A 22,728-nucleotide genomic window follows, 5' to 3' on the forward strand; every position below is an offset into this window, starting at 1 on the left:
TGGCAACCTACCGACCGATTTGCAGGACGGCGTTGTCGGTGAAGACGTCGTCAACGCGGATGTAGGTGGTGATGGTGTCCATGGAGCGGTGCCGGGTCTGGTGGGCGATGGCGCGGTCGGTGGCGCCGCGCAGGTGGGCGTAGGTGACGAACCCTGCTCGGAGGCTGTGGGCGCTGTAGGGGCCGCCGGGCAAGTCGGCGCGCCGGGCGGCGGCTTGGACGAGGTTGTTGATCGACTCGGGGTGCAGGGGGTGGTCGAGGACGCGGTTGCCGGTGGAGACCTTGCGCAGGATGGGGCCTGTGGTGATTCCGGCGAGGTCGAGCCAGGTGTCGAGGGCGGTGAGTGGGCAGTGGTCGGGGTGTTCGGCGCGGGGTAGGCCGATGAGTTCGGCCTGGTCACCGGCCTGGTTGGTCTTGGAGCGGTGCAGGGTCAGGACGCGGCCGCGGCGCCCACTGCGCAGTTCCCTCTCGGGGCCGAGCTGCTCGACGGTGAGCGCGGCGAGCTCGGCGCGGCGCAGGGCGCCCCAGAACCCGACCAGCAGAAGGGCCCGGTCGCGAGCGCCGGCCAGCGACGGCTCTTCGGGCCGGTTCTTCCAGGTACGGGTCACCGAGCAGGCGGCCACTGCCTGGTCGAGCAGGGGCGGCATGAGTGGGGCGGCCTGGGCGGGTGGGGCGCCGTGGCTGCGGCGGATGCCGTCCCAGACGGCGGTGACCCGGGCGGTGACGGCGGGGTCGGGCAGGTCCGCGGCGCGGTGGGCGGCGCGGATCCCGGACAGGTGCTTGGCGATGGTGCGGACCTTCGCCCCGGCCTGAGCGAGCGCGACCAGGTAGGCCGACACCGTCGCCGGCGCAGCCGGTAGCGGCGTGAGGTCGTGGTCGGTGCAGAACGCGGTGAAGCTCGTCCAGACCGAGCGGTAGCCGCGGCGGGTGTTGTGCGCGCGGGCCGCGGCGACGTAGGCGGCCTCGTCCGGCGACAGCGGTGTGTCGACCTCACCCGAGGTGTCCGGGACGGTGTCGAGCTCGGTGTGCGGCACCGGCGGAGCCTATCCGCTGCTTGGCGGGATCTTATGGATGATCCCGCTAAGCGCTGCAGTGTTTCGTATCGTTGCGTTACAACAGTACGTATTGCAGAACAATTGACATAACGATACGTTTCACTTAGCTTGATGCCGTGAGCGAGCAGCCCTCTCCGGACATCCCGGCCGATGACGGCGCGGCGGCGGACGTCCGAGCCGACGCCGAGGCCCCGAACGCGGCCGGCGCTCCCGCGACCGAGGGGTCCTCGGGCGGGCCGGCGTGGCGGGCGCAGCTGCGCCGGCCCGATCTGGAGCCGTGCCAGTTCCCGGGCGGGTGCGCGAACACCATGGAGTACGCGGGGTCCGGGCGACGGCCGAAGTACTGCTATCAGGTCGTGGGCGGGGTCATGCACGACCGCGTCAACGCCAAGCGGATCCTCGACGGCGGCACGCCCGCCCGGCGCCGTGGTGAGGTCGACGACGCGCTGGCCCGCCCGATCGCCCGCGCCGGGCAGAGCGTGACCGACCAGGTCGCCGCGCTCATCGCGCGCCTGGACCACAGCAGCAGCGAGCTGCGCGACGCCCTGGACACGCTGGCCGATCCCGAGGCCGTCGCGGCGGAGATCGCCGCGGCCCAGCGGGCCGCGCGCGCCGAGGTCGACGCCGCGCAGGCCGTGGCCGATGAGGCCCGCGCCCAGGCCCGCGCCGCCCGCGCCGACGCCGAGGCCGCGCGACGCTCCGCGGCCGCGTCCGATGCCGAAGCCATCGAGGCCGCCGAGGCCCGCGCCGACGCCGAACTCGCCCGTGACACCGCGATCGCCGCACGCGACGTCCTCAGGGGCGAGATCGCGCAGGTCCGCGCCGAGCTCGAGCAGCGCGACACCGAGCTGGCCGCAGCCCTCGCCGAGCGGGACACGCTCACCGCCGCACGTGACTCCGCGATCGCCGCCCGCGACACCGCGACCGCGGAGTCCGCCCGGGTCACCACCGAGCTGCAGGCCCTGACCCGCGAGCACACCCGCGTCGAGACCGAGCTCGCCGACGCCCGCCGGCAGGTGGAGCTGCTGGGCGGCGAACGCGACACCGCGGCCGCAGATCTGGGTGCGGCCCGCCGTGACCTCGACCGGGCCGAGACCGACCGCGCCCGGTTGGCCGACGAGCTGCACGAGGTCCGCGAACAGGCCGTCGAGCACCGGGCCGCACGCGCCGCGGCGGAGAGCAGCCTGACCGCGCTTCGTGAGCAGCTCACCCACGACGTCGACCGCGAACGCGCCTACGGCGAACAGCGCCTCACCGACGCCGAGACCCGCCACAACGCCCAGCTCACCGAGCTGCGCACCGACCTCGCCAGGTTCCGGGGACGGGTCACCGGCCGGACATCGGAACCCGACACCAGCCCTGCGGCTGACACCGACGCCGGGTCCGGTCGGGCCGCGGGCGGGCGCCGGGCCCGGCCCCGCGCGGCGCAGCGCCGGCCAGGACCCACTGCCACCACGCCAGCCACCGCAACCGCCGGCGAGACCCGACCCGGCGACACCGATGCTCAGGAGTGAGGCCCCGTGAGTTCCACCTTCCCCACCGGACCCGCATCCCCCACCCCTGCTCGTCAGGCCGGTCCTCCCCCACACCTGGGGCCCACCGCCGCGCCGCGGCCGGTGATGGCAAGCACGACCGGGCCGTCCGCCCCGTGGGCCGGGCCGTCGCTGTGCTGTGACCGGTGCGGGCAGGCTCCGGCCGATCCGCTGCAGCAGATCTTGATGAGCGCGGTGTGGCTGATCCCGGGCCCCGACGGCCCGATCGCCGCCCGCTACTGCCGGGCCTGCCCGCCCGCCGGGCCGATCACTGACCTGACCTGTCTGCTCTGCGGTGACGGGCCCCTGCTGGTCGGGGACCTCGCCAGCGGCGCTAACGGACCTTTCGACGCACTGCCCGCGGCCGCGCAGCAGTGGCTCGCCGCGGCGGGCTGGCGCCTCGACGGACCGGTGTGCCCAGGGTGCCGTCCGCGACGCTGATGGCTCGTGTGCACCGGACGGAGGCCACGAGCACGCAGGCGCCACCGCACAGCTGGCTCCCCTGCCCGGTTGACAGCACAATCCCGCGCTCGACACGCGGTCACTTCATAAGCTGCATGGAGCAGCCCTCATGCTTTACGTCCTATGGTATCTCACCTCCTTATCTAGGAGTCCAACCTTTACTGAACATAACGTTTCTGCTGGCCTCGAGGCGGTCGAGGCCCATCGACTTGACCTCTCGCACTGAACAGCTGCGGGATACGGCGTCGATAGAATCGACGGACAATAAGGGAACGCTCGCATGCGATGAGAATCGAACCCATCGCCACGCCGGGATTTCGAAAGGGTCGAGGTCGAGACCGGCCATTAATGCGCCGAGCATGGAGTCGGCACCTGCGGGGTCGGATTGTCGTTGGCGGTGCACGCGCTGACGGCGGCACGTCCACCGCACTGCTGGATCGCGCATCGCTGTAGGTCGTACTCACGGAATTTGGTCCGACCACGAATCGGATCGATCTCCCGGACGGACGGATCGCCGCGTCCGGCCGGTGATCCAGGCCGGTTCGAGGACAGGTCCGTACTCATCTACCAGAAGTCGACCGCATCAGAACGGTCGAACCCGAGCCCACTCGAGCGGGCCGGGGCCAAGATCATCCGGGACGTGCTCGCTGCGTGCCGCAGAAACGAGAGCGCAGCCACCGAGCACCTCGACATGTCCCGCAGGACCCTCTGCTAACTACTTCGCCAGCACCAGCTCCGGTGATAACCTGCCAGTTGTTAACTAATATTCGAGCAAGGAGCCACCTCTTGATCGTCCATCTCTCGCTTCACGGCTGCTCCGTCAGTAATTCCGATGACTGCACAAGGCTGCACGTCGTGACAGTTCTCGACCGGCCCGCGACAGAAGCGGCGTTGAGACTGGCTGATCTTGGATCACTCGCCGACGATGGATCGAGTGCTCTTCTTAACCTATCTGAATTGCGGGCCCGAGCTCAGAGTGTCGCGCTGACCTCGGACTGGGACGCCCGGTGGAGGAAAATGGTGGACTACGCCACGGCCAAGGGGTGGGTCACCGACGACGGAACTCTTGTGCGAGCGCACATCGAGCAGTCTCCCGTAAACGACGTGTGAGTTCCTTGCCAGGGTGCATAGTCATCTTGAGTGCGAGTCAAACACGGCCGCACACTGTCGGCGGGCCTGCACGCCCTTAGGACTACTGCAACGGCAGTCGTGGCGTGTAGTGAGAGGCTGATCGGCGTCGGGCGGTGATAATCACCGTGTGGGGAGACCTCACGGTGACCCTGTTGCAAGATGGCGCGGACCTCGACAACCGTGTCCGGCTCGGCCCCCTCAGGGGTAAACCGGGCGAACTCGGCGAAGTGCAGCATTCGCAGCGGAACTCCGGATCGGCGGGGTGAGTGCGATCGGCGAAGGCGTACAAGCGCCAGGCCCCGTCCGCGCGGGCGACGTGACCGAGGTGCATCGGCCTGGCATCGGCGAGCCTCACGACCGGCGCCGGGTGGAAGCGCATCCCGCCGGGAACCCCTCAGCGAGCCCCTGGCGCGGGGAGCCGAAGGGGAGAGTGGACGACCCGCACCGGACGGCGCCGCCGGGGGAAATCGGCCCTGCTCGCGGAAGTAGTGCTGGAACTTATCTGGCTCCGCGTCGCGATCACTGAATAGCGCGGCGAACTCGCGGACGAACTCGATCAGCCTGCCCGCGGGCCGTACCAATGGGCCCCGGGGGGTGAACCCGTGGAGGTAGAACTGCATCAGACCACCGCCGCTTGAAGGGTCTCGGGGGCGAACAGCTCGTCGGGGACGAGCCGGCGCGGGGTGAGCCCCTGCTCGTGCGCGTAGCGCAGGAACTCCGTCAAAACTGGCCGGTTCGGCTCCAGCCCGTAGGGCCAGAAGTCCGGGCCCAGCAACGCCCGGATCCGGGCGATCTCGTCGGCCAGCCACGGGACCATGAACGGGAGCGCCGCCGCCTCCCCCATCCGGGCCTCGACCAGGGCTTTCGCCTCGGCGAACGCCTCGAGTAGAGACCGCGCGACCCACGGGTGCTTCGCGTGGACGTCCCGCCGCAGCACCACCGTGTGCATGATCGGGAAGACACCTGTGTCCGCCGCGTACTGCTCCTCCTCGGCGCGGGGATTGGCGAACAGGTGCCGCACTGTGCCCTCCCCGGCGAGCATCGGCGCGGGGGTGCGCGGGGCGTACAGCGCGTCGATCTCCCCCGCGACCAGCATCTCTACGAGCGTGCGGTCGACTGGGATCGGCGCCACCTCGATCCCCACGGGCAGATCGAGGGCCTGCTTCTCCACCCGCCCCGGGCTGTGCATGCCGCCGGTGCGGTAGCGCACGGCGTCGACCGGCAGGCCGTGTCGGTCGGCGAGGATGCCGCGGATCCAGACGTTCGCCGTGAGCTGGTACTCCGGCACCCCCACGATCCCGCCCACCAGCTCGGTCGGCGACCGGACCGGGCTGTCCGCGCGCACGTAGATCCCGTGGTGGCGGAAGGAGCGAGAGGGAAACACCGGGATCGCGACGAGGGAGGGGTCCCCGCGGCCCACGTGCGTCACGTACGAGGACAGCGACATCTCGGCCGCGTCGAACTCCCGGTGCCGAAGCATCCGGAAGAAGGTGTCCTCGATCGGTAGCTCCAGGTAGGTCAGGTCCACCCCCACCGGCCGCACCCGGCCGTCGGCCAGCGCCCGGGTCCGGTCGTAATCCCAGCAGGCCAGCGATAGGGGGATCCGCGTCGTCAACGGCTACTCCTCACGGACTCCGGGTCGGAACGGCTCATGGCCCACAACGCCGCGGAGCCGGGCCAGCTCGTGGCGCCAGGCCGTTTCAGTGTTGAAGGTGGCCCCGAGGTCGGGGAGCTCGGCCATGTCCGCCGTGGGAAGGTCGACAAGCTCGCCGCCCGCCCCGCGGACGGCCAGCGACAGCCGGGCCAGCCCGTCGACCGAGACCGCCTGCAGCACGGCTTGTTCGACGGTGGCGGCGGCGCTCGTCAAGCCATGTCCCCGCAGGATCACCACGGGTCGGTCGGCCATGGACTCGACCATCTCCTCGGCCAGCGCGCGTGAGCGCACCAGCACCCCTCTCGGGTGCACCGGCACTCCCCCGGCGGCCAGCCGGGTGCCGGGGATGTCGAACGCCCCGACGATCGGCCGGATCCGGATGCCGGCCAGGTCGGCCGCGACGACCTCGGGCGGGTGCGCATGCAGCACGGCCTCGACGTCGGGCCGCTGACGGAGGACCTCGGTGTGCAATGGGAGCTCGTTCGGCGGGGCCCAGCCGTCGAGCTCGCCCGGCGCCCCCTCACCGCCGTCGAGGTCCACGAGCCGGATGTCTTCGGGCACGGTGTAACCGAGCCCGCGCTCGCGCGGCCCCCGGCATCGGACGAGCAGCGTGCGCTCGTCCACCCGCAGGCTGACGTGCCCGAGGATGCCCTCTGCCAGACCACGCCCGGCGATCACTCGGCAGGCGTCGGCGATCAGTTCGCGCTGCTCCTCGAGACCCTTCACCGGGCCGCCACCGGACGCGCGCTCTCGACCTTTCCCTGCACCTCGACCAGGCTCGCCACACCGCCGGTGAGTGCCCGCCTGCAGGTGATTAGTGCCTTGGGCCAGTTGACCACCAGCGCGCCGACGAAGTCCTCGCCCTCGGCGTAGAGCACAGCGAACTTCTCTGGACCCGCACCCTCCACGCGAACGTGGGTGTCCCCGCCGGTCCGCCCGACCAGCTGGATCTTCCAGTCGTACTGGTCGCTCCACACGTACTCGACGGGCTGGTGGTCGCGGAGCTCGTCCGGGTGCGTAATGTTATGCGCCACCACTACCGCCTGTTCGACGGCGTTCGTCCAGTGCTCCACACGGACCGCCCGCTCGTAGCCGGGGTGCCACCAGCGAGCGACGTCGCCGACCGCCCACACGTGCGGGTCAGCGACTGAGCGACAGTGGCGGTCGCACAGCACACCGTCCTCAGTAGGGATCGTGCTGTCTGCCAGCCAGTCGTCGTTCGGGACGGCACCGATGCCGACGACGATCGTCGCCGCGGGGAGCATCGTCCCGTCGGCCAGCTCGACCTCGCCCTCGCGGACGTCGGCGACGCCGATCCCGAAGCGGGTCTTCACTCCGCGGCCCGCGTGGAGCTCGCCGAATATCGCCGCGACCTCCTGACTGAGCACGCGGGACAACGGCACCGGAACGGGGTCGACGACGGTGACGTCTGTCAGCCCCATCCCGAGCGCAGTCGCCGCGACCTCGGCGCCGATGAACCCGGCGCCAACGACGACCAGCGGCCCGCCCGCGCGCAGCGCGCAGCCCAGCCCCTCGGCGTCCTTCAGCGAGCGGACCACATGGACACCGGGCGGGGTCCCCCACGGGGAGGGCCGTGCCCGGGCACCCGTGGCGACGACGAGCTCGTCGTAGGGGAGCGTGGTGCCGTCGGCGAGCTGCACCGCGCCGTCGGCGACGCCGGTGGCGGCGTTGCCGAGCACCAGCTCGATGCCCGCCTCCGCGGCCGCCTCCGGGGACAGCAGTGACACGCTGTCGACGGTGGACTTGCCGGACAGCAGCCCCTTGGAAAGGGGCGGCTTGTCGTAGGGCGGCACGTCCTCATCCCCGGCCAGCACGATCCCCCCGCCGTAGCCGGCCGCCCGCAACGCCTGCGCGGTCCGCACCCCGCCGACGGACGCGCCGACGATCACGGTGCGCGCCATCACTCGTCCTCGATGGCCAGCGCGGACACCGGGCAGCTACGCGCGGCCTCCTCGACCCGGTTCCGGTCCGCGTCGGCGATGGTGGTCTTGAGCAGCACCACGATGCCGTTGTCGTCGATGTCGAAGACGTCTTCCGCGCCGACCACGCAGTTGGCGTACCCCTGGCACGCCTGGAGATCGGCCTTCACGACCGCCATGTCGTTGGTTCCCTTCCGATTATCAGGCTTTGGCGCCGATGCCGCCGTCGGGGTGCACGACCCCTCCGGTGATGCCGCGGGAGCGGTCCGACGCCAGGAAGACGTAGCTCCACGCGTGGTCCTCGCCGGAGAGCGCGACCTGCAGCGGGACTCGCGCGGCCAGTTCCTGCGCGCGGTTGGGGGCATCGTTGAGCCGACGCTCGTCCATGCCGAGGCTGCCAATGCCGCGCAGGTCCGTGTTCAACGTGCCGCCCGGCGCCACGCCGTTGACCCGGATCTCGGGCGCCAGCTCGTGAGCCATCGCGGTGACGAGCCCCCGCACCGCGAACTTGGTCGACACGTAGAGCACGCCGCCGCGGCCGGGGAAGTAGGCCGACGTGGACTCCGTGAGGATGATGTTCCCCCGGCTCTCTTGCAGGGCAGGCAAGGCCGCCTTCACCGAGTGCAGGTGGCTCTTGACGTTGACCCGGAAAATCTCGTCGAACGCGTCGTCGATCCGGTCGGCATCCAGTTCGCCCACACCACGGTAGAAGTCGAACACACCCACGCAGTTCACCAGGACGTCGAGCCCGCCGAACTCCACGACCGCCTTCGCGACGGCCTCCTCGTTGGCCTCCCGGGTGGCGGCATCGCCGACGATCACGGGCAGCCCCGGGATCTCGGCGGTCAGCTTCTCGCACTTGGCCTCGTCCCGTTCTAGGACGGCCACCCGGGCCCCCTCGGCGCGGAACGCGTCGACCACGGCCCGGCCGATGCCGGACCCGGCCCCGACGATGAGGGCGCGCTTACCCTCGAGCCAGTCGCTCACTGTCTACTCCTCCTCCGACGCGAACAGCGGCCCGAACGGGTTCCCGATCATGGCCGAGAACGTGTCCGCGTTCTGCCAGGTCAGCGCCTCGACCTCGAGGGGGCACAGGGCCACCCACTGGCCGGACTTCGGCGCCTCGATCAATACCCGGGCGCCGTTGCGGGTCTCCACCCGCGACACCCGGATTTCGGAGAACTCGTTGCCCACCGAGAGGGAGTCCCCGGTCTGGTGGGCCTTGAGCTCACGCAGCTCCGCGGCGGCCGCGACCGCGGCGGCCGCGTCCTCGGCCTCGCCCTCCCAAGCCAGCCCGGGGCCGGTCACAGAAAGACCGCTAGGTTCTGCGTGCGCAGCACCGAGTCGTCGACCAGGATGGTGCGGCGGGCGAGCTGCCAGCCGTCCCCGTTCCGGCGCAGCAGGTCCTCGCGACCCGCCGAGATCACCGAGGCCTCGCGCACGTCGCCGCGGCTGCGGTACAGCAGGATCGCGGTGTCCACGACCAGTTCGTCCGGGTTCGCCGTAGCGAAGGTCCGCACGTTGGTGACGTGGTGGCGCAGCCGCGAGGGCGGGTCCTCGGTCCAGGCGTGCTCGGTGAGGAACCGAGCCACGCGCCGGGACAGCGAGTACTTGTTCTCATCGAAGTGCGCCATGTGCGGCGCCGAGTCGTACCCGGCCGCGAGGGCCGTGGTGACCCGCACCGGCATGATGTAGTGGATGTCCTCGGCGAGCATGTCGAGCCAGTCCTCGTAGTTCTGCGCGTCGAGGACGTAGGCCTCCTCCACCATCCAGTGGTGGGCCTGCAGGTGCCGGGGGTCGTCAAAGAGCAGGCTCCGCCCGGTCCGCTGGGTGCGCGGGGCGTGGCCGCCGAGGCGGGACTGCCCGGAGTACGGGCCGCCGTTGCCGGTGGGCTTGGCGCCGACCTTCTCGTCTGTTGTCTTAGGGCCGGTGGTCGCGGTGTCGAGGCTCATGCCTGGTCCCCCGGAACACCCGAGACCTGGACCTGGTCGACCTTCTCGACGGGCCGCTCCAGGTGGTCCGCCCAGCGGTTCAACAGATGCCGCTGGTTGTACTCGCCGTAACCGACGTGCGCCTCACCCGGGCCCGCGTACTGCTCGCGAGTCAGCGGCTCGACGACCGGGCTGCCGTCCTCCAGCATCCCCATCCGACTGTTCAGCAGCAGCCGCCGCGCCATCGCGCCCGCGGCAGTGTTGGTCAGCGAGACCCAGTTCTCGACGTCGTCCTGCTCGAACATGCCGGTCGAGCCGAAGCACATCAGGTACGCCTTGTACGACAGCGCCTTGAACTCCTCCGGCGCCTCGGCATCGACCGCGAACCAGGACAGGACTTCGGTCTCGTCCGGGCCGACCGGCTGCCAGGTGCGGATCGAGATGAACGGCAGCACGTCGTCGGAGTCCTCGACGCGCGGCCAGTTATGCACGAAGCTCATGTTCGGAAAGATCGACGCCGCCGAGATCATGAAGCCGTCGCGGCCGATGACATCGAGCTGGTCCTGGGACCACTGTTCCTTCATCTTCTCGATCATCACGTCGGGATAGCCGACGTAGCGCAGCTTCTCCTCGAGTGTGCCTTCCGGCAGCTTGTAGGTGGTGCCGCCGCCGTTGCCCGCCCAATAGGTGTTGCCGTCCTTGCGCTTCTCCGCCTTGGGCTCGCGGAACAGCCCGATCTCGACGACGGATGTGTGAGTCTGCGGAGTGTGGTACATGTCGCCCGCAAAGTTCTCGGCGCCGATCTTCCAGTTCGCCTTGACCCGCCAGCGCTGCGGCCCGCGCAGCTCGATGCCGCTGCCGGACTGGCGCGTGTAGTAGTCCAGAAAGAACGTGAAGTCCCCCAGGTAGTCACGCAGCGCCGGGGCGTCCGGGTCCATGCTGATGAAGATCAGGCCGTTGTACGTGTCCAACGACGGCGCGGGGAGCAGGGTCTGTCCCTTGCGCTTGAAGCCAGCCTCGCCGCCGTAGGCGTCTTTATGGAAGGGCAGGCCCACGATTCGGCCGTCGTTGCGGTAGGACCAGCCGTGGTAGGGGCAGCGGAAGTGGCTGGCGTTGCCCATCTCCGCGCGACAGACCTGCATGCCGCGGTGCAGGCACATGTTAAACATGCCCCGGATCTGGCCGTCTTCACCGCGGGAAATAATGAACGAGTCCTCTAGGACCCGCCGAACAACGTAGTCGCCCGCCTGTGGGATCTCCGACTCGTGGCCAACGAACAACCACGCCCTGCTGAAGAGCCGCTCGCGCTCCAGGTTGAAGATCTCCTCGTCGTTGTAGATGTGCGCGGGGATCATGCCCCTGCGCACGTCTCCCAGCACGAGGTCGAGGTTGATCATCGACGACTCCTACTCGTTCTCTGTCTGCCAGAGCAGCTATCCGACTTACAGAATCGATGACGCGAGCCTGCCTGTCAAGCGGCGTCACGAGACAACACAAGGCCCCTGCCTGGAATGCCAGGCAGGGGCCTTGTTGGTGGGGGCGCGAGGCGGGCGTTAGCCGTGGAGCACTGCTCCCGCCGCCTGGACGGCGTCGATCAACGCGGCACCGATCCGGGCCTGGTCCTGTCTCGACATCCGGGACGTCGGCAGGGACACGTTGAACGCCAGCCGAGCCGGGGCACGGTTCGGCGCGAAGGCCACCGCGACCGAGGACACGCCCTGCTCGCTCTCCTCCGAGCTCACGGCGTAGCCGCGCTTACGAATCTGGACGAGCTGCCGGTCGAGCTCCGTGCGGCTCCGCAGGCTCCGTTCCGTGAGCCCGTCCAGACTCTCGTCGGTGAACAGTGCGTGCACTTCGGCCTGAGTCATCTGGGCGAGCATGGCTTTGCCGGTCGACGTCGATGGTGCCGGCATCGACATGCCCAGCCGGGATGCCACCCTCACCGCCTGCGGACTCTCGATAGCATCGATGAACCGAACCACGGTGCCGTCGAGCAGGCCGAGGTGGACGGTCTCACGCAGCTCGACGTTCAGCCGCTCCAGATAGGGGTGCAGCTCGGCGCGGAAGTCGAACCGCTGAAGGATCGAGTACGCCACACCGGTCAGCGCCGTCCCCGGTCGGTAGACCTTCGTACGGGCATCCTGCTGGACGAAGCCCCGGTATAGGAGCATTGCGAGCATCCGGTGTGCCGTCGACGACGCCACCCCTAGGTAGTCGCTGATATCGGTGAGTCGCACCTCGGACCGCTCGCCGAAGAGGAGTAGGATTTTTAGAGCGTTGTCCACCGACTCGATCGGGTACTGCGGCGGCTTCGGCCGGGTGCCCTCGGCCACCTCCGGCATGGTTCTCTCCACAGCAGAGACAGTAGTAGCGAGGGCGGCTGTCAGCCAGGTCAGCTTCCCAGGACACGAGCAAGTGACTCGTTGGGGGGACGCGCCGAATCGGGCCCGGTAGTGCGCCGAGAACCGCCCCAGGTGCGCGACCCCCATTGCACGGCCACTGCTCCGACGTTCAGGTTCGGATCTCCCGAGTTCAGCGCCGCGTGTACACGGTCCAGCCGAATCTCGGTTCGCCACGGTCCCCGCCTCCCGGCAGACGACCTCCGCTGCGGTGAGCGCCTGGCAGAGCACGTAATCGTCCAGCCGTCGCCGTGCCAGATCGGCGCCCACGAGCCCCCCGTTGAGCTCGTCCGCCAGAAACTGGATTGGCCTCTGTAGCCCTCGCCCCGCGGCCGCCTCCAGGTCGAGCGCGAACGGCAACCGCAGCGGCCCAGCCGGCGCGTGGCCGGTGAGCTCGGTGTCCCGCGCCACGACGAGACCGTAGGTCATCGCGGACACCTCCCGGTCGTCCTCGGTCCGGGCGAGCTCACGCAGCTTCTTCGTGTAGTCCGCCATGTCCTCGATGGTGGTCATGGCGGCGACGTTGAAGTCCACGTTGCGCGAGGAGAAGGTCATCCCTGCGGGCGAGTTGCCTGCGTTGGTTAGCACCGGGCGCGGCCCCTGGCTTGGCTTGGGGTACGACTCCACGTCGTGACAGTTGAGGAAGACGGACTCGTGGTCGAAGCGTTCTGGCGCGGACCACAGCCGCTCGACGAAGTCAACCCACTCCTGCCCGTAGGCGTAGCGCTCGTCGTGCTCTCGCTGGCTGAAATCGAACATCTCCGGACTGGCCCAGCCCATCACGATGTTGAGCCCGAGCCGCCCGCCGCCGATGTGGTCGATCGTGGTCGCCATCTTGGCCGCGATGATCGGATGCACGGTCGGAACGTCGGAGGCGGCGAAGATCGTGATGCGCTCGGTGGCCTGGGCCAGACCAGCCGCCCATGAATAGGTCTCGATCAGGTGCCGTTGTAGTTGGTGGTGCTGCCGAAACCGCGCCAGCGGGCGACCGGGGGACCATCGCCTCGAACCCGATGCGATCGGCCTCCTGCGCGATCTCGAGCGTGTGCGGCCAGGTCACCTCGTAACCGGTCTCGGCCTCGGACATGGTCAGGCCGTACGAGCAGTTCGTCCCAGACAGACCCAACTTGACGGGCTGTTCGGCGAACATCGCATTGGTCGGGCGACTCGGCCTGTGGATTGTTCTCGTGCGCGGCACGCGGAGTGGCGGGAACGAGTCCGAGCTCGGCGGCGATCGCCATCTCTTCCTCCAGCGGTGGCATCATCGGCCGCCAGCCGGCTCCGCCTGCTGGGGCAAGGGCTGAGCGGCCGTCCTCCCGTGAAACTCAGGACGGCCGTGATCCGTCGCTTATCAGTCGGACGGCGATCGCCGTCCGTCTCGCGCAGTCCGCAGCCGGACCGCGCGCAGCGTCGCCCCATGCGAGGTGACAACGGGGGCACCCAGCAGCGCGGACAGCTCGGCCACCGCCTCGTGAGCCCGCCAGTTCATGCAGCTCAGCAGCAGGGCGTCGCTTGCGGGATCCCAGTTCCGGTAGGCCAGCCGCACGATCTCAGCCGGGGAAATCCGGGAGATCGCGAAGCCGTCCGGGATGCCCTGACCCGCCGCGGCCAAGACGCTGAACCCGTTGTTCCGCAGGTAATCGTGCTCGATCTCGTCGAGCGCCGGGGGGTAGGGGGTGACCACGGTGAGCCTTCGGGCCCCGAGGGACCGCAGCTCGTCGACGATCGCAAGCATCGTCGATGTCATCGGGATCCCGGTCCGCGCGGTCGCCGCCGCGCAGGCCCGCTCGTCGGCCGCGCGGCCGAGGATTGCCCCGGAGGCCGTGCAACAGGACACGAGCAGGTCCACCCGCGCGGCGGCGAGGTCGTCGACTGCCCGCGGCACCTCGGCCTCCATCGCTCTCAGGTCCGCGATTCCGGTACCACGCAACGCCACCCGGCTCGCCAGAAAGTCGACACCGGGCTCGGTGCGGGCGAAGTGCGGCTCTGTCACGACCTGCACGCTGGGCAGCACCAGACCGACTCGGGGTTTGCTCATCCACGAGCCCCCGCCAGCCGGGCCGGGTCCCCGACGGCGGCGCGGACCTGCACCTCGTCGAAGGACATGCCCGGGTTGCGGTCCGGCGGCCCGAGCATCGTGCCGAGCCAGCAGGCGAGGAAGCCCGCAGGCACGCAGAACACAGCCGGGTTGGTCAGCGGCACCAGCGCGGCAGCCCCGAGCACGCTGGGGCTCAGCACGGTGAGTACGACGGCCGCGCCGAGGCCGACCACGATTCCGCTGATCGCGCCGGTCGAGGTGAACCGCCGCCAATACACCGTGCAGAGCAGCACCGGGAGGTTGGTGGCAGCGGCGACTGCGAGCCCGAGCGAGATCAGGAAGGCCAGATTGAGCCCGCGGGCGCCGAGCGCCAGCAGCATCGACACGACGCACACCATGAAGCTGGTCACCTGCGCGGCCCGCAGCTGGCTGCGTTCGCTTGCTCGGCCGCGGCGCAACAGGGTGGCGTAGAGATCGTGCGCCACCGCGCCGGAGGTGGCGATCACCAGCCCGGCGAGCACAGCGACGATGGTCGCGAAAGCCACGGCGGCGATGAAGCCGAGGAACACCTCGCCTCCCAGCACCTCCGCAAGCTGCGGCGCAGCCAGGTTGCCCGCCGAGTTCGCCTGGCGCAGCGCGGCGGTGCCCACGAGGGCGGCCGCGCCGTACCCGACGATCGGCAGCGCCAGTCCGAACAGACCGGTGAACACCCCAGAGGTGATGACGGACCGACGGGCCACGCCGGCGTCGGGCACGGTGAGGAAACGGATCAGCAAATGCGGCAGCCCGGCGATGCCCAGCCCCACGGACAGGTTGAGCGAGAACAGGTCCACAGCCGCCCACGCCCCGTGCGGCTCCGACGGGCGGAGCAGCCGGTCCTCCACGGCGGCGAACACGGCGTCGGGGCTGAACCCGAAGCGGGACACAGTGAGCACGACGAGCGCGAGCGTGCCGAGCAGCAGCAGGCTGGCCTTCAGGATCTGGATCCAAGTGGTGGCCAGCATCCCGCCGAGGGTGATGTAGATCGTCATCAGCACGCCGATGCCCAGCACCGCGAGCCGGTAGTCCATCCCGGTCAACAGGCTGACCAGCCCCCCGGCGCCCACGAACTGGGCGACCATGTAGACCAGGCTGATAAACAGCGTGTTCACCGCCGCGAGCCCGCGGACGGCGCCGCGCGAGGAACGGCCAGTCAGCACGTCCGCCAGGGTGTACCGGCCGAGGTTCCGCAGCGGCCCGGCCACCAGGAACAGCATCAGGCAGAAGCCGAGCGGCACGCCGAGCATCGTGTAGTAGCCGTCGAACCCGCCGAGTGCGATCGCCCCGGAAATGCCCAGGAATGCGGCCGCAGACACGAAGTCCCCGGTAATCGCGAGCCCGTTCTGCCAGCCGCCGAGCTTCCCGCCCGCGACGTAGTGGTCCGCCGCGGTCCGGTTCCGCCGGGACGCCCGCCAGGTGATGAGCAGGGTCGCCACCACCACGGCGGCGAAGATCGAGAGTGCCCCGGTGTTCATGTGAGCCTCCTAGCTCGACAGGCCGCCGTCGACGACGAGTCCTGGCCGGTGATGTACGACGACGCGGGCCCGGCCAGGAGCACAGCGGCGGCGGCGAGCTCGTCGGGCATGCCGAGCGGGACGTTCGCCCGCACGAGCGCGTCGCGCTCGTCTCCGCCGCCGAGCTCGGCGATGATCGGCCCGTTGAACGCGATGTCGGTCCAGCCGGGCGAGAGCGAGTTGACCCGGATCCCGCGCGGCGCCCGCTCTCGGGCAAGGCTCCGCGTCAGCGCGTGCACCGCGCCCTTCGACGCCGAATAGCCGTAGACCTTCGCCGTCCCGCGGAGCCCGGCGACCGACGCGACCAGCACGATCGCCGGTGCCGGCGCGACATCCAGCACCGCCGCGCCGTACTTGGCGAGCAGGAACCCCGAACGGACGTTGACCGCTATCTGCCGGTCCCAGTCCGTTACGGCCTCCTTCTCCACCGGCGCCGCGCGTTGGATCCCTGCCACGTGCACGATCGCGTCCAGGGCGCCCACGGTGTCAAGCACGCGGGCGACGGCGTCGGGGGCGGCGACGTCGCAGGTCACGTCCGCCCCGGCGAGGTCGACGCCGATGACCTCGCGCCCGCCGTGACGAACGCGCGCACGCACGCCGCACCGATGCCCGACGCCGCGCCCGTGACCAGCACCCGGTTCACGCCGCACCCCCGGTCGCCGATACCGAGGTCGCGACGGCCAGGTCCTGCTCGGGTAGCACCGGGGCCCGCCGGGTCGCCGCCGGATGTTGGGGTTGGGGTGCCAGTCCCGCTGGCCGGTCAGCTCTCGCTCCGGGTTGGCGCCCGTGTATTCGGCACGGCGCGTCCAGTCGCCCTGCTGCAGACAGATCACCCGATACCCCGCGCGAGTGACCTCCTTGGTCGCGACGGCGCCCGAGGGGCCCGCGCCGCCGACGAGGACGTCCCAACGCCCGGTCACCGCTGCTCCCCCGCCTCGCGGACCGCCTGCACCGCGAGTGCGTCGAGCGCGGCGGCGCGGCGGCCGTAGATCGCCGAGACCACCCAGCCGACCACGAAAAGAGCGAAGGCCCACAGGTACGCCCAGGTCACCGAGCCCCACGCGGAGCCGCTCAACAGTCGGGTCGTCCCTGTGAGGACGGGCAGCGCGAAGAAGAACAGCGCGAACGGCACCAGACAGGCCAGAGCCACCCGCCACCGGGCGCGCCGGTACCGGCGGAACGCCGGGGTGTTCGCGATCGCTGACCAATCGGGCTCGGCCGCCTCGGGGCGGCCCTCCACCACGGAACTCGGCTCCATCGCACGATCCCTCTCGCCGGTGAGAACAAATCATTCTTGTGTGCAGAGCATCACTCTTCCAGCTACTGATCGCGCGCAAGCAAGCACAAAGTGATTCTGATCACAGTCGAAGAACGCGTGAGAAAGTCGTCCTGATCCTCTGTTATTCCAGGTCAGAGCCACCACGACACTGTGCAAACCGGTCATGGTCTGCATCCAATGCTCTGTGACAGGTGCTAGACCTATGTCCGACGAGGCGAGGAGGCTGTCGTGACAGAGTGGGCGGACGAGTACGACGTGGTGGTCGTCGGATCGGGTATGGCGGGCTGCTGCGCCGCCCTGGCGGCGGACGCCGCCGGGCTGAGCGCGGTGGTCGTGGAGAAGGCGGATAAGGCGGGCGGCGGCACCACGTACTCCTACGGTGGGCTGTGGCTGGGGACCAACCACCTCCAGGAGGAGGCGGGGTTGGCGGACACCCGCGAGGACACCATGGCATACATGCGACATCTCGGTGGCGGCTACCAGGTGGACTCTCACCAGGAGGTCTACATCGATCAGTCGCCGCGCGCGCTGCGCTACTTCACCGAGCTCGGCGTGCCGTTCCAGCTGGTCCGCGGTCTGCCGGACCACTACCACGGGCACGCGCCCGGCTCCCGGGTCGAGGGCCGGATGGTGGAGACGGCGCTGATCTCCGGCGAGGAACTCGGGGACTGGCAGGATAAAGTCCTCGTCTCCCCCGAGCTGCCGATGGGAGCGACGTTCGAGGAGGCGATCGCCTGGGGCGGCATCGGGAACGCGCGTAACTTCGATCCCGAGCTGATGACCGAGCGGCACGCGAAGGACCTGCGCGGCTTCGGGTCCGGGCTCGCCGCCAACCTGATCAAGCTTCTGCTGGACCACTCGGTCCCGATCGAACTCTCGACGGGCGTCGCCGAGCTGGTCCGAGAGGAGGGCCGGGTGGTCGGTGTCGTCACCGCCGACGGGCGGCGGGTGCGCGGCCGCCGCGGGGTGGTCCTCGCGGGCGGCGGCTACGAGTCCAACCCAGAGCTGATCGACCGGTTCGAGGACATCACCGGCTGGATCAGCATGTTCCCGGACACGCTGACCGGCGACCCGCTCCTGATGGCCACCGGGCTGGGCGCGGGCCTGCACGTGATCCGCAGGCATATGGCGCTGTTCCTGGGCTTCCCGATGCCGGGCGACGGACCGGACGCGAAGCCCTTCCTGCGGCTGGCGGGCATCCAGGAGCTGTCCAAGCCGCACACCCTTGTGGTCAACCAGGACGGTGAGCGGTTCGCGGACGAGTCCTACTTCCAGAGCATGCTCGACGCGTTGCGAGATTTCGACGTCTGGGAGCACACCTACCGCAACCAGCCCTGCTACCTGGTCTTCGACAGCGGCTACACCGAGCACTACTCATTCGGCGGGTACGAGGTCGGCGTAGTGCCGGACTGGGTCGAGCGAGCGGACTCGCTCGAGGAGCTCGCGGGCAGGCTCGGTGTGGCCCCGGGCGGCCTCGTGGCCAGCGTGGACCGGCTGAACGCGTTTGCAGAGACGGGAGTCGACGAGGACTTCCACCGCGGCGAGGCACCGTGGGCGCAGTACTACACCGGCGACCTGACCCGGTCGAACCCGAACCTCGGCCCGGTCGGCAAGCCGCCGTTCTACGGCATCGAGCTGCGGCCGAGCGGGCTGTCGTCGGCGGGCCTGATGACCGACACGGACGCCCGGGTGCTCACCGCGCGTAAGGAGCCCATCGAGGGGCTGTACGCGTCGGGCAACTGCGCGGCGTTCGTGGACTACGGCGCCGGCTACCAGGCGGGCTACTCGCTCTGCCGGGCCATGACGTTCAGCCTGCTGGCGGTCGAGCACATGGTCCGTGAGGCATCCTGAGCGCGTGCAGACCGACGAGCTGGTCCGACAAGTCCCTCGGGTGCTGAACCCGTTCGCGCGCCTGATCCGGCGCGCGGTGCGGGCGGACCCGCCGCTTCCCCTCGTACCGTACGCGCAGGTCGAAGTGCTGCGGGTGCTCGAGGACAGCCCGGACCTGTCCGTGCGCGCGGTAGCGGACGTGCTCCAGCTCGCCCCGAACACGGTGTCCACCCTGGTCCGGGCGCTGGTCGAGGTCGGGTACGTGCGCCAGAGCCCAGGGCACGGCCGGTCGACCCGGCTGCGGCTGACCGCCACCGCCCGGGACGTGATCGACGTCTGGGACGAGCGCCGCGCCGCCCTCCTCCAGACCGTCCTCGGACGGCTCTCGGAGGCGGACCGCGCGGCGATCGGCGCGGCCGTCGAGCCGCTCCTGCGGCTGCAGGACGAGCTCGAGCGGGCCCAGCAGAGTGGTCCCGCCCGGTCCCGCCCGGTGGCGGCCGACGGCTGACAGGTCAGCCTCGCAGCGCCGCCACTGCCTCGTCGAGCCCGACGACGTCGGCGTACTTGGCGTCCATGTCGAACAGCGCGGCCGCGTGCGGCAGCTCCGCCCGGTCCCCCACCGCCTCCTCGACGACGATCGTGCGGAAGCCGTACGAGCAGGCGTCCACCACCGTGGCCCGCACGCAGCCGCTGGTGGTGGCGCCCGTGACGAGCAGAGTGTCCACCCCAGCGGACAGCAGGCGGGTGGCCAGGTCCGTGCCGAAGAAGCACGAGGGGAACTTCTTGACTAGCATGGACTCCTCAGGTCGCCGCCCGAGGAGGGGGTCGACGGCTGTTCCGGGGCTGCTCGCGAGCAGGGTCCGGTTCGCGGGGATCTTGCGGATCCACATGCCCGCGTCGGCGAGCCCGTCCTCGTAGCCGACTGTCGAGAAGATCACCGGCAGGTCCGTCGCCCGCGCGGGCTCGAGCAGCGCCGAGATAGCTGCCAGCTGCGGTCCGAGATTGCCGCCCAGCGGGGCGTCGGGATCGGTGAACGCGCAGGTCATGTCCACCACGAGCAGGGCGGGCCGGTTGCCGAAGCCCACCCGCCCGCCGAGCCCCTTGTCCCGAAACTCCGCCCTCAGCCGCGCGAACTCTGCTGCGGCCCCCACCGTCGTCGCCATCGACCCTCCTCCTATTGTGAATGGACCATGCCCGACCAGCCCCCGTCCGACTCGGTCGGTCGCAGGCTCGTCCTGGCGCTCTGCGTCGGAGCCACGGCCAATCCCGTCAACTCCACGATGATCGCCCCCGCCCTGACCTCGATCGGCCGGGACCTCGGCGTCGGCGCGGCGAGCACGCTCTGGCTCGTCGGCGCGATGTATCTGGCCAGTGCTCTGGGTCAGCCGGTCGCGGGCAGACTGTCCGACGTCCTGGGGCCTCGCCGGGTGTTCCTGGCGGGCACGGTACTCGTCGCTGTCTCCGGTGTGGTCGGCGCGCTCGGTTCCACGCTCGGCGTGCTCGTCGTCGCGCGGGTACTGGTGGGATTGGGCACCGCCGCGGCGTACCCCTCCGCCCTGACCATGATCCGGGACCGGGCGCACGCACTCGGCCTGCCCGAGCCCGCGGGCGCGCTGCGCACGCTGACCTCGACCAGCCTGCTCACCCTGACCCTGGGCCCGGCGGTCGGCGGGGTGCTCGTGGAATTCTGGGGCTGGCGGGCGACGTTCCTAGTCAACGTCCTGCTCGGGCTCGGGACGCTGGCGCTGTCCCTCGGCGCCCTGCCCCGGGACCACCCGTGGGGCCCGGTCGAGTGGGGCCGTCTGGATCTTCCCGGCACCGGGCTGTTCGGCGCCACGCTGGGGCTCCTCATGGTCTTCCTGATGGGATTACCCCGCCCAGACTGGCTCGTCCTGGTCGCCTCGATCGGCGCGGGAACCGCGCTCGTGGTCGTCGAATCCCGCACCCCGGCCGCCCTCCTCGACATCCGCATGATCGCCCGCAACCGGCCGCTTGCCGCGACTTACCTACGGTTCGTCCTCACCTTCACCGTGCTCTACGCCGTGTTGTTCGGCTATACGCAGTGGCTCGAGCAGGCGCGGGGCCTGTCCGCCGCGGCGAGCGGGACGGTGATGCTGGTGCTCTCCGGAGTCGGCGCGGTCCTGGCCTTCTTTGCCGGGACCCGGAGCGTCCGCACCCCGATGCTGCTTGGCACCGCCGGGATGCTCGCCGGCGGGCTCCTGCTCGTCGTCGTGGACTCCGCGGCGCCTCTCGCGATGCTGGTGCTGGTTCCCGTCGTGTTCGGGCTTCCGCAGGGCTTAGCCTCGGTCACCAACCAGCTCGCTGTCTACCGGCAGTCTCCCACCAAGGAACTCGGCACTGCCACCGGGCTTTCTCGCACCGCGCAGTACCTCGGCGCCATGCTGGCCACAGGGCTGCTCACCGTCGTGTTCGGCGAGCAGGCGACAGACATGGGGCTGGTCGGTCTGGGAGCGGTGAGCGCGGGGATCGCCGTGGTCCTCCTCGCGCTCACCGCCCTTGACCGTTCGCTCAGAGCGAGCTCGGCAGAATGAAGATCAGCCAGGTGGCGATGGGCGCAGTGGCGGCCATGCTGATACCCCAGGCCAACATCACCCGGAATAGGGTGCGCCGCTCAGCCTCCGGTGCGTTGGCCAGAGTGAGCGCCCCGACCGACGAGAACGGCGTCGAGTCGACGACGGTGGCCGAGACGGTCAGCGCGATGATCATCGCCGCCGTACCGATCTCGCCCTGGACGATGAACGGGACCGCCAACGGGATCAACACCCCCAGCAGGCCAGCGCTCGAGGCGAACGCCGAGGTGAACGCCGCGACCACGCACAGCAGAAACGCCGTGAGTAGCGGCGCCCCGAGGCCGGCGATGCCGGTCCCGATGACGTCCACCGTGCCATAGCGCTGCATCGCCCCGACGAACGTGACCACTCCGCAGATCAGGAGCACAACGCTCCACACGATCCGCTTGTCCGCCTCCTCGAAGCGAGCGGGGAACAGGGCGTGTAGCAAGCCCGCCGCGAGCAACGCCATGAAGCCAATCTCTAGGTTGAACACCAGCGCACCGACAGCGACGGCTAGGATCACCACGAGTGTGATCGTCTGGTCAAAACGAAGGGGAACGCGCGGGGCCTCCTCGACCTCGGCCGCCTTCTGGACCACCACGGTGCCCTCGGACGTGCTCACTCCCCCACCCGCAGGCCCACCGATGGACTCATTTGCCGGTCTCGGTCCGCTCACGGGCAGGCCGGTGGTCGATCGACGAGCCTCGCGGATCAGATGCATGCCACCGAACGCGAAATAGATGACGACGGCGAGCGCAACGTTGTAGGCCAGGTTGCCGAGGAAGAGTGCGCCGGACGAGACACTGAGGTCGTTGGCGACGAGCGCTTGCCGGACGATCACAGCAAGCCCGTTGAGCGGCGAAAAGTTTCCCGCGCACGAGCCGTGCATGACCATCAGCGCGGTCATTCGCCGATCGATACCATATCGCTCGCCCAGGCGCAGACACAGCGGAGCGAGCATTGCGACGCCCGCCGGTCCGAGGGCACCTGCGGTAGTCGGGATCGCGGAGAATACGAAGATCATCCACGGGACCACGACGGGCCGGTCCCCCAGCAGCCGGACAGCTCGATCGATCAGCCATTCGATTGTGCCGTTCACGGAGGCGAGCCCGAACAAGTAGGTCACCCCGACTAGCAGGACGAAGAGGTCCGGTGGGAAACCCACGAGGAGCTCCTTGACGCTCTCCCCGGCGACCAAAGTCCCGACCAGGAACGTTGCGATGAGCGCAAGCGCGCCGATGTTGACAGGTCGGAGCGTCCCGATCACGAAGATCAGGACGAGTGCAACTACTGCGATGACATGTATGGACACCGGTCTCCCTTGACTCGGCCCGCAAGATCCGCCCTCCTCG

The 22,728-nt window shown here is 69.8% G+C and carries 22 protein-coding genes; 5 read left to right on the top strand and 17 right to left on the bottom strand.

What is annotated here, in order from left to right; genetic code table 11:
- Positions 1-7 precede the first annotated feature (7 nt).
- Positions 8-1,033, bottom strand: a complete 1,026-nt coding sequence (locus KPF22_RS29765) for a site-specific integrase (RefSeq protein ID WP_224404020.1) — start codon at positions 1,031-1,033, stop codon at positions 8-10.
- A gap of 137 nt (positions 1,034-1,170) precedes the next feature.
- On the opposite strand from KPF22_RS29765, the gene KPF22_RS29770 reads away from it, so the two are divergent.
- Entirely contained in the window at positions 1,171-2,568 is a 1,398-nt protein-coding gene (locus KPF22_RS29770; RefSeq protein ID WP_224404021.1) for a hypothetical protein, read from the top strand.
- A gap of 105 nt (positions 2,569-2,673) precedes the next feature.
- On the top strand, positions 2,674-3,027 hold the full coding sequence (locus tag KPF22_RS29775; RefSeq protein ID WP_224404022.1) for a hypothetical protein: 354 nt from the start codon (positions 2,674-2,676) through the stop codon (positions 3,025-3,027).
- Positions 3,028-4,240: 1,213 nt separating this feature from the next.
- Here KPF22_RS29775 and KPF22_RS29780 read toward each other — a convergent pair.
- The 14 genes from KPF22_RS29780 to KPF22_RS29845 form a co-directional block, all read right to left on the bottom strand.
- Positions 4,241-4,558, bottom strand: a complete 318-nt coding sequence (locus KPF22_RS29780; protein ID WP_224404023.1) for a hypothetical protein — start codon at positions 4,556-4,558, stop codon at positions 4,241-4,243.
- Between the two features lie 240 nt (positions 4,559-4,798).
- Positions 4,799-5,794: an ABC transporter substrate-binding protein gene (locus tag KPF22_RS29785; protein ID WP_224404024.1), complete on the bottom strand. Its 996-nt coding sequence runs from the start codon at positions 5,792-5,794 to the stop codon at positions 4,799-4,801.
- A 3-nt stretch (positions 5,795-5,797) separates the two neighbouring features.
- Positions 5,798-6,559 carry a class II aldolase/adducin family protein gene (locus tag KPF22_RS29790; RefSeq protein WP_224404025.1) on the bottom strand — a complete coding sequence of 254 codons (762 nt, stop codon included), beginning with the start codon at positions 6,557-6,559 and terminating at the stop codon, positions 5,798-5,800.
- Complete coding sequence (locus KPF22_RS29795) at positions 6,556-7,755, bottom strand: NAD(P)/FAD-dependent oxidoreductase (protein ID WP_224404026.1); 1,200 nt, start codon at positions 7,753-7,755, stop codon at positions 6,556-6,558. Before KPF22_RS29795 ends, KPF22_RS29790 begins: the two co-directional genes overlap by 4 nt.
- Complete coding sequence (locus tag KPF22_RS29800) at positions 7,755-7,952, bottom strand: ferredoxin (RefSeq protein ID WP_224404027.1); 198 nt, start codon at positions 7,950-7,952, stop codon at positions 7,755-7,757. The genes KPF22_RS29795 and KPF22_RS29800 overlap by 1 nt, the downstream gene beginning before the upstream one ends.
- A 22-nt stretch (positions 7,953-7,974) precedes the next feature.
- The gene (hcaB, locus tag KPF22_RS29805) at positions 7,975-8,760 is read right to left on the bottom strand and encodes a 3-(cis-5,6-dihydroxycyclohexa-1,3-dien-1-yl)propanoate dehydrogenase (protein WP_224404028.1); all 786 of its coding nucleotides are present in this window, start codon (positions 8,758-8,760) and stop codon (positions 7,975-7,977) included.
- 3 nt (positions 8,761-8,763) lie between these two features.
- Positions 8,764-9,081 carry a hypothetical protein gene (locus KPF22_RS29810; RefSeq protein ID WP_224404029.1) on the bottom strand — a complete coding sequence of 106 codons (318 nt, stop codon included), beginning with the start codon at positions 9,079-9,081 and terminating at the stop codon, positions 8,764-8,766.
- The gene (locus tag KPF22_RS29815; RefSeq protein ID WP_224404030.1) at positions 9,078-9,725 is read right to left on the bottom strand and encodes a 3-phenylpropionate/cinnamic acid dioxygenase subunit beta; all 648 of its coding nucleotides are present in this window, start codon (positions 9,723-9,725) and stop codon (positions 9,078-9,080) included. The genes KPF22_RS29810 and KPF22_RS29815 overlap by 4 nt, the downstream gene beginning before the upstream one ends.
- Complete coding sequence (locus tag KPF22_RS29820; protein ID WP_224404031.1) at positions 9,722-11,101, bottom strand: Rieske 2Fe-2S domain-containing protein; 1,380 nt, start codon at positions 11,099-11,101, stop codon at positions 9,722-9,724. The genes KPF22_RS29815 and KPF22_RS29820 overlap by 4 nt, the downstream gene beginning before the upstream one ends.
- A 156-nt stretch (positions 11,102-11,257) precedes the next feature.
- Complete coding sequence (locus KPF22_RS29825) at positions 11,258-13,123, bottom strand: LLM class flavin-dependent oxidoreductase (RefSeq protein WP_308010495.1); 1,866 nt, start codon at positions 13,121-13,123, stop codon at positions 11,258-11,260.
- Positions 13,124-13,454: 331 nt separating this feature from the next.
- On the bottom strand, positions 13,455-14,141 hold the full coding sequence (locus KPF22_RS29830; protein ID WP_255625379.1) for a hypothetical protein: 687 nt from the start codon (positions 14,139-14,141) through the stop codon (positions 13,455-13,457).
- Positions 14,138-15,655 (bottom strand): cation acetate symporter, encoded by a 1,518-nt coding sequence (locus tag KPF22_RS29835; RefSeq protein WP_224404033.1) that lies wholly within the window; start codon positions 15,653-15,655, stop codon positions 14,138-14,140. The genes KPF22_RS29830 and KPF22_RS29835 overlap by 4 nt, the downstream gene beginning before the upstream one ends.
- Positions 15,652-16,290 (bottom strand): SDR family NAD(P)-dependent oxidoreductase, encoded by a 639-nt coding sequence (locus tag KPF22_RS33460; protein ID WP_224404034.1) that lies wholly within the window; start codon positions 16,288-16,290, stop codon positions 15,652-15,654. Before KPF22_RS33460 ends, KPF22_RS29835 begins: the two co-directional genes overlap by 4 nt.
- A gap of 320 nt (positions 16,291-16,610) precedes the next feature.
- Positions 16,611-16,952, bottom strand: coding sequence for a DUF485 domain-containing protein (locus KPF22_RS29845; protein ID WP_224404035.1), 342 nt, complete (start codon positions 16,950-16,952; stop codon positions 16,611-16,613).
- Positions 16,953-17,201: 249 nt separating this feature from the next.
- On the opposite strand from KPF22_RS29845, the gene KPF22_RS29850 reads away from it, so the two are divergent.
- Together KPF22_RS29850 and KPF22_RS29855 are read left to right on the top strand one after the other, a co-directional pair.
- Positions 17,202-18,824, top strand: coding sequence for an FAD-dependent oxidoreductase (locus tag KPF22_RS29850; protein WP_224404036.1), 1,623 nt, complete (start codon positions 17,202-17,204; stop codon positions 18,822-18,824).
- 4 nt (positions 18,825-18,828) lie between these two features.
- Complete coding sequence (locus KPF22_RS29855) at positions 18,829-19,311, top strand: MarR family winged helix-turn-helix transcriptional regulator (RefSeq protein WP_224404037.1); 483 nt, start codon at positions 18,829-18,831, stop codon at positions 19,309-19,311.
- Between the two features lie 4 nt (positions 19,312-19,315).
- On the opposite strand, the gene KPF22_RS29860 is transcribed toward KPF22_RS29855, so the two are convergent.
- A complete protein-coding gene (locus KPF22_RS29860; RefSeq protein WP_224404038.1) occupies positions 19,316-19,966 on the bottom strand; it encodes an isochorismatase family protein in 651 nt (216 codons plus the stop codon).
- A gap of 27 nt (positions 19,967-19,993) precedes the next feature.
- On the opposite strand from KPF22_RS29860, the gene KPF22_RS29865 reads away from it, so the two are divergent.
- A complete protein-coding gene (locus KPF22_RS29865) occupies positions 19,994-21,355 on the top strand; it encodes an MFS transporter (RefSeq protein ID WP_224404039.1) in 1,362 nt (453 codons plus the stop codon).
- Here KPF22_RS29865 and KPF22_RS29870 read toward each other — a convergent pair.
- On the bottom strand, positions 21,333-22,688 hold the full coding sequence (locus KPF22_RS29870) for an SLC13 family permease (RefSeq protein ID WP_224404040.1): 1,356 nt from the start codon (positions 22,686-22,688) through the stop codon (positions 21,333-21,335). The two genes, KPF22_RS29865 and KPF22_RS29870, sit on opposite strands and share 23 nt — an antisense overlap.
- Positions 22,689-22,728 lie beyond the last annotated feature (40 nt).

Origin of the sequence: Pseudonocardia sp. ICBG1034, from assembly GCF_020131375.1 — a bacterium.
Classification (GTDB): domain Bacteria; phylum Actinomycetota; class Actinomycetes; order Mycobacteriales; family Pseudonocardiaceae; genus Pseudonocardia; species Pseudonocardia alni.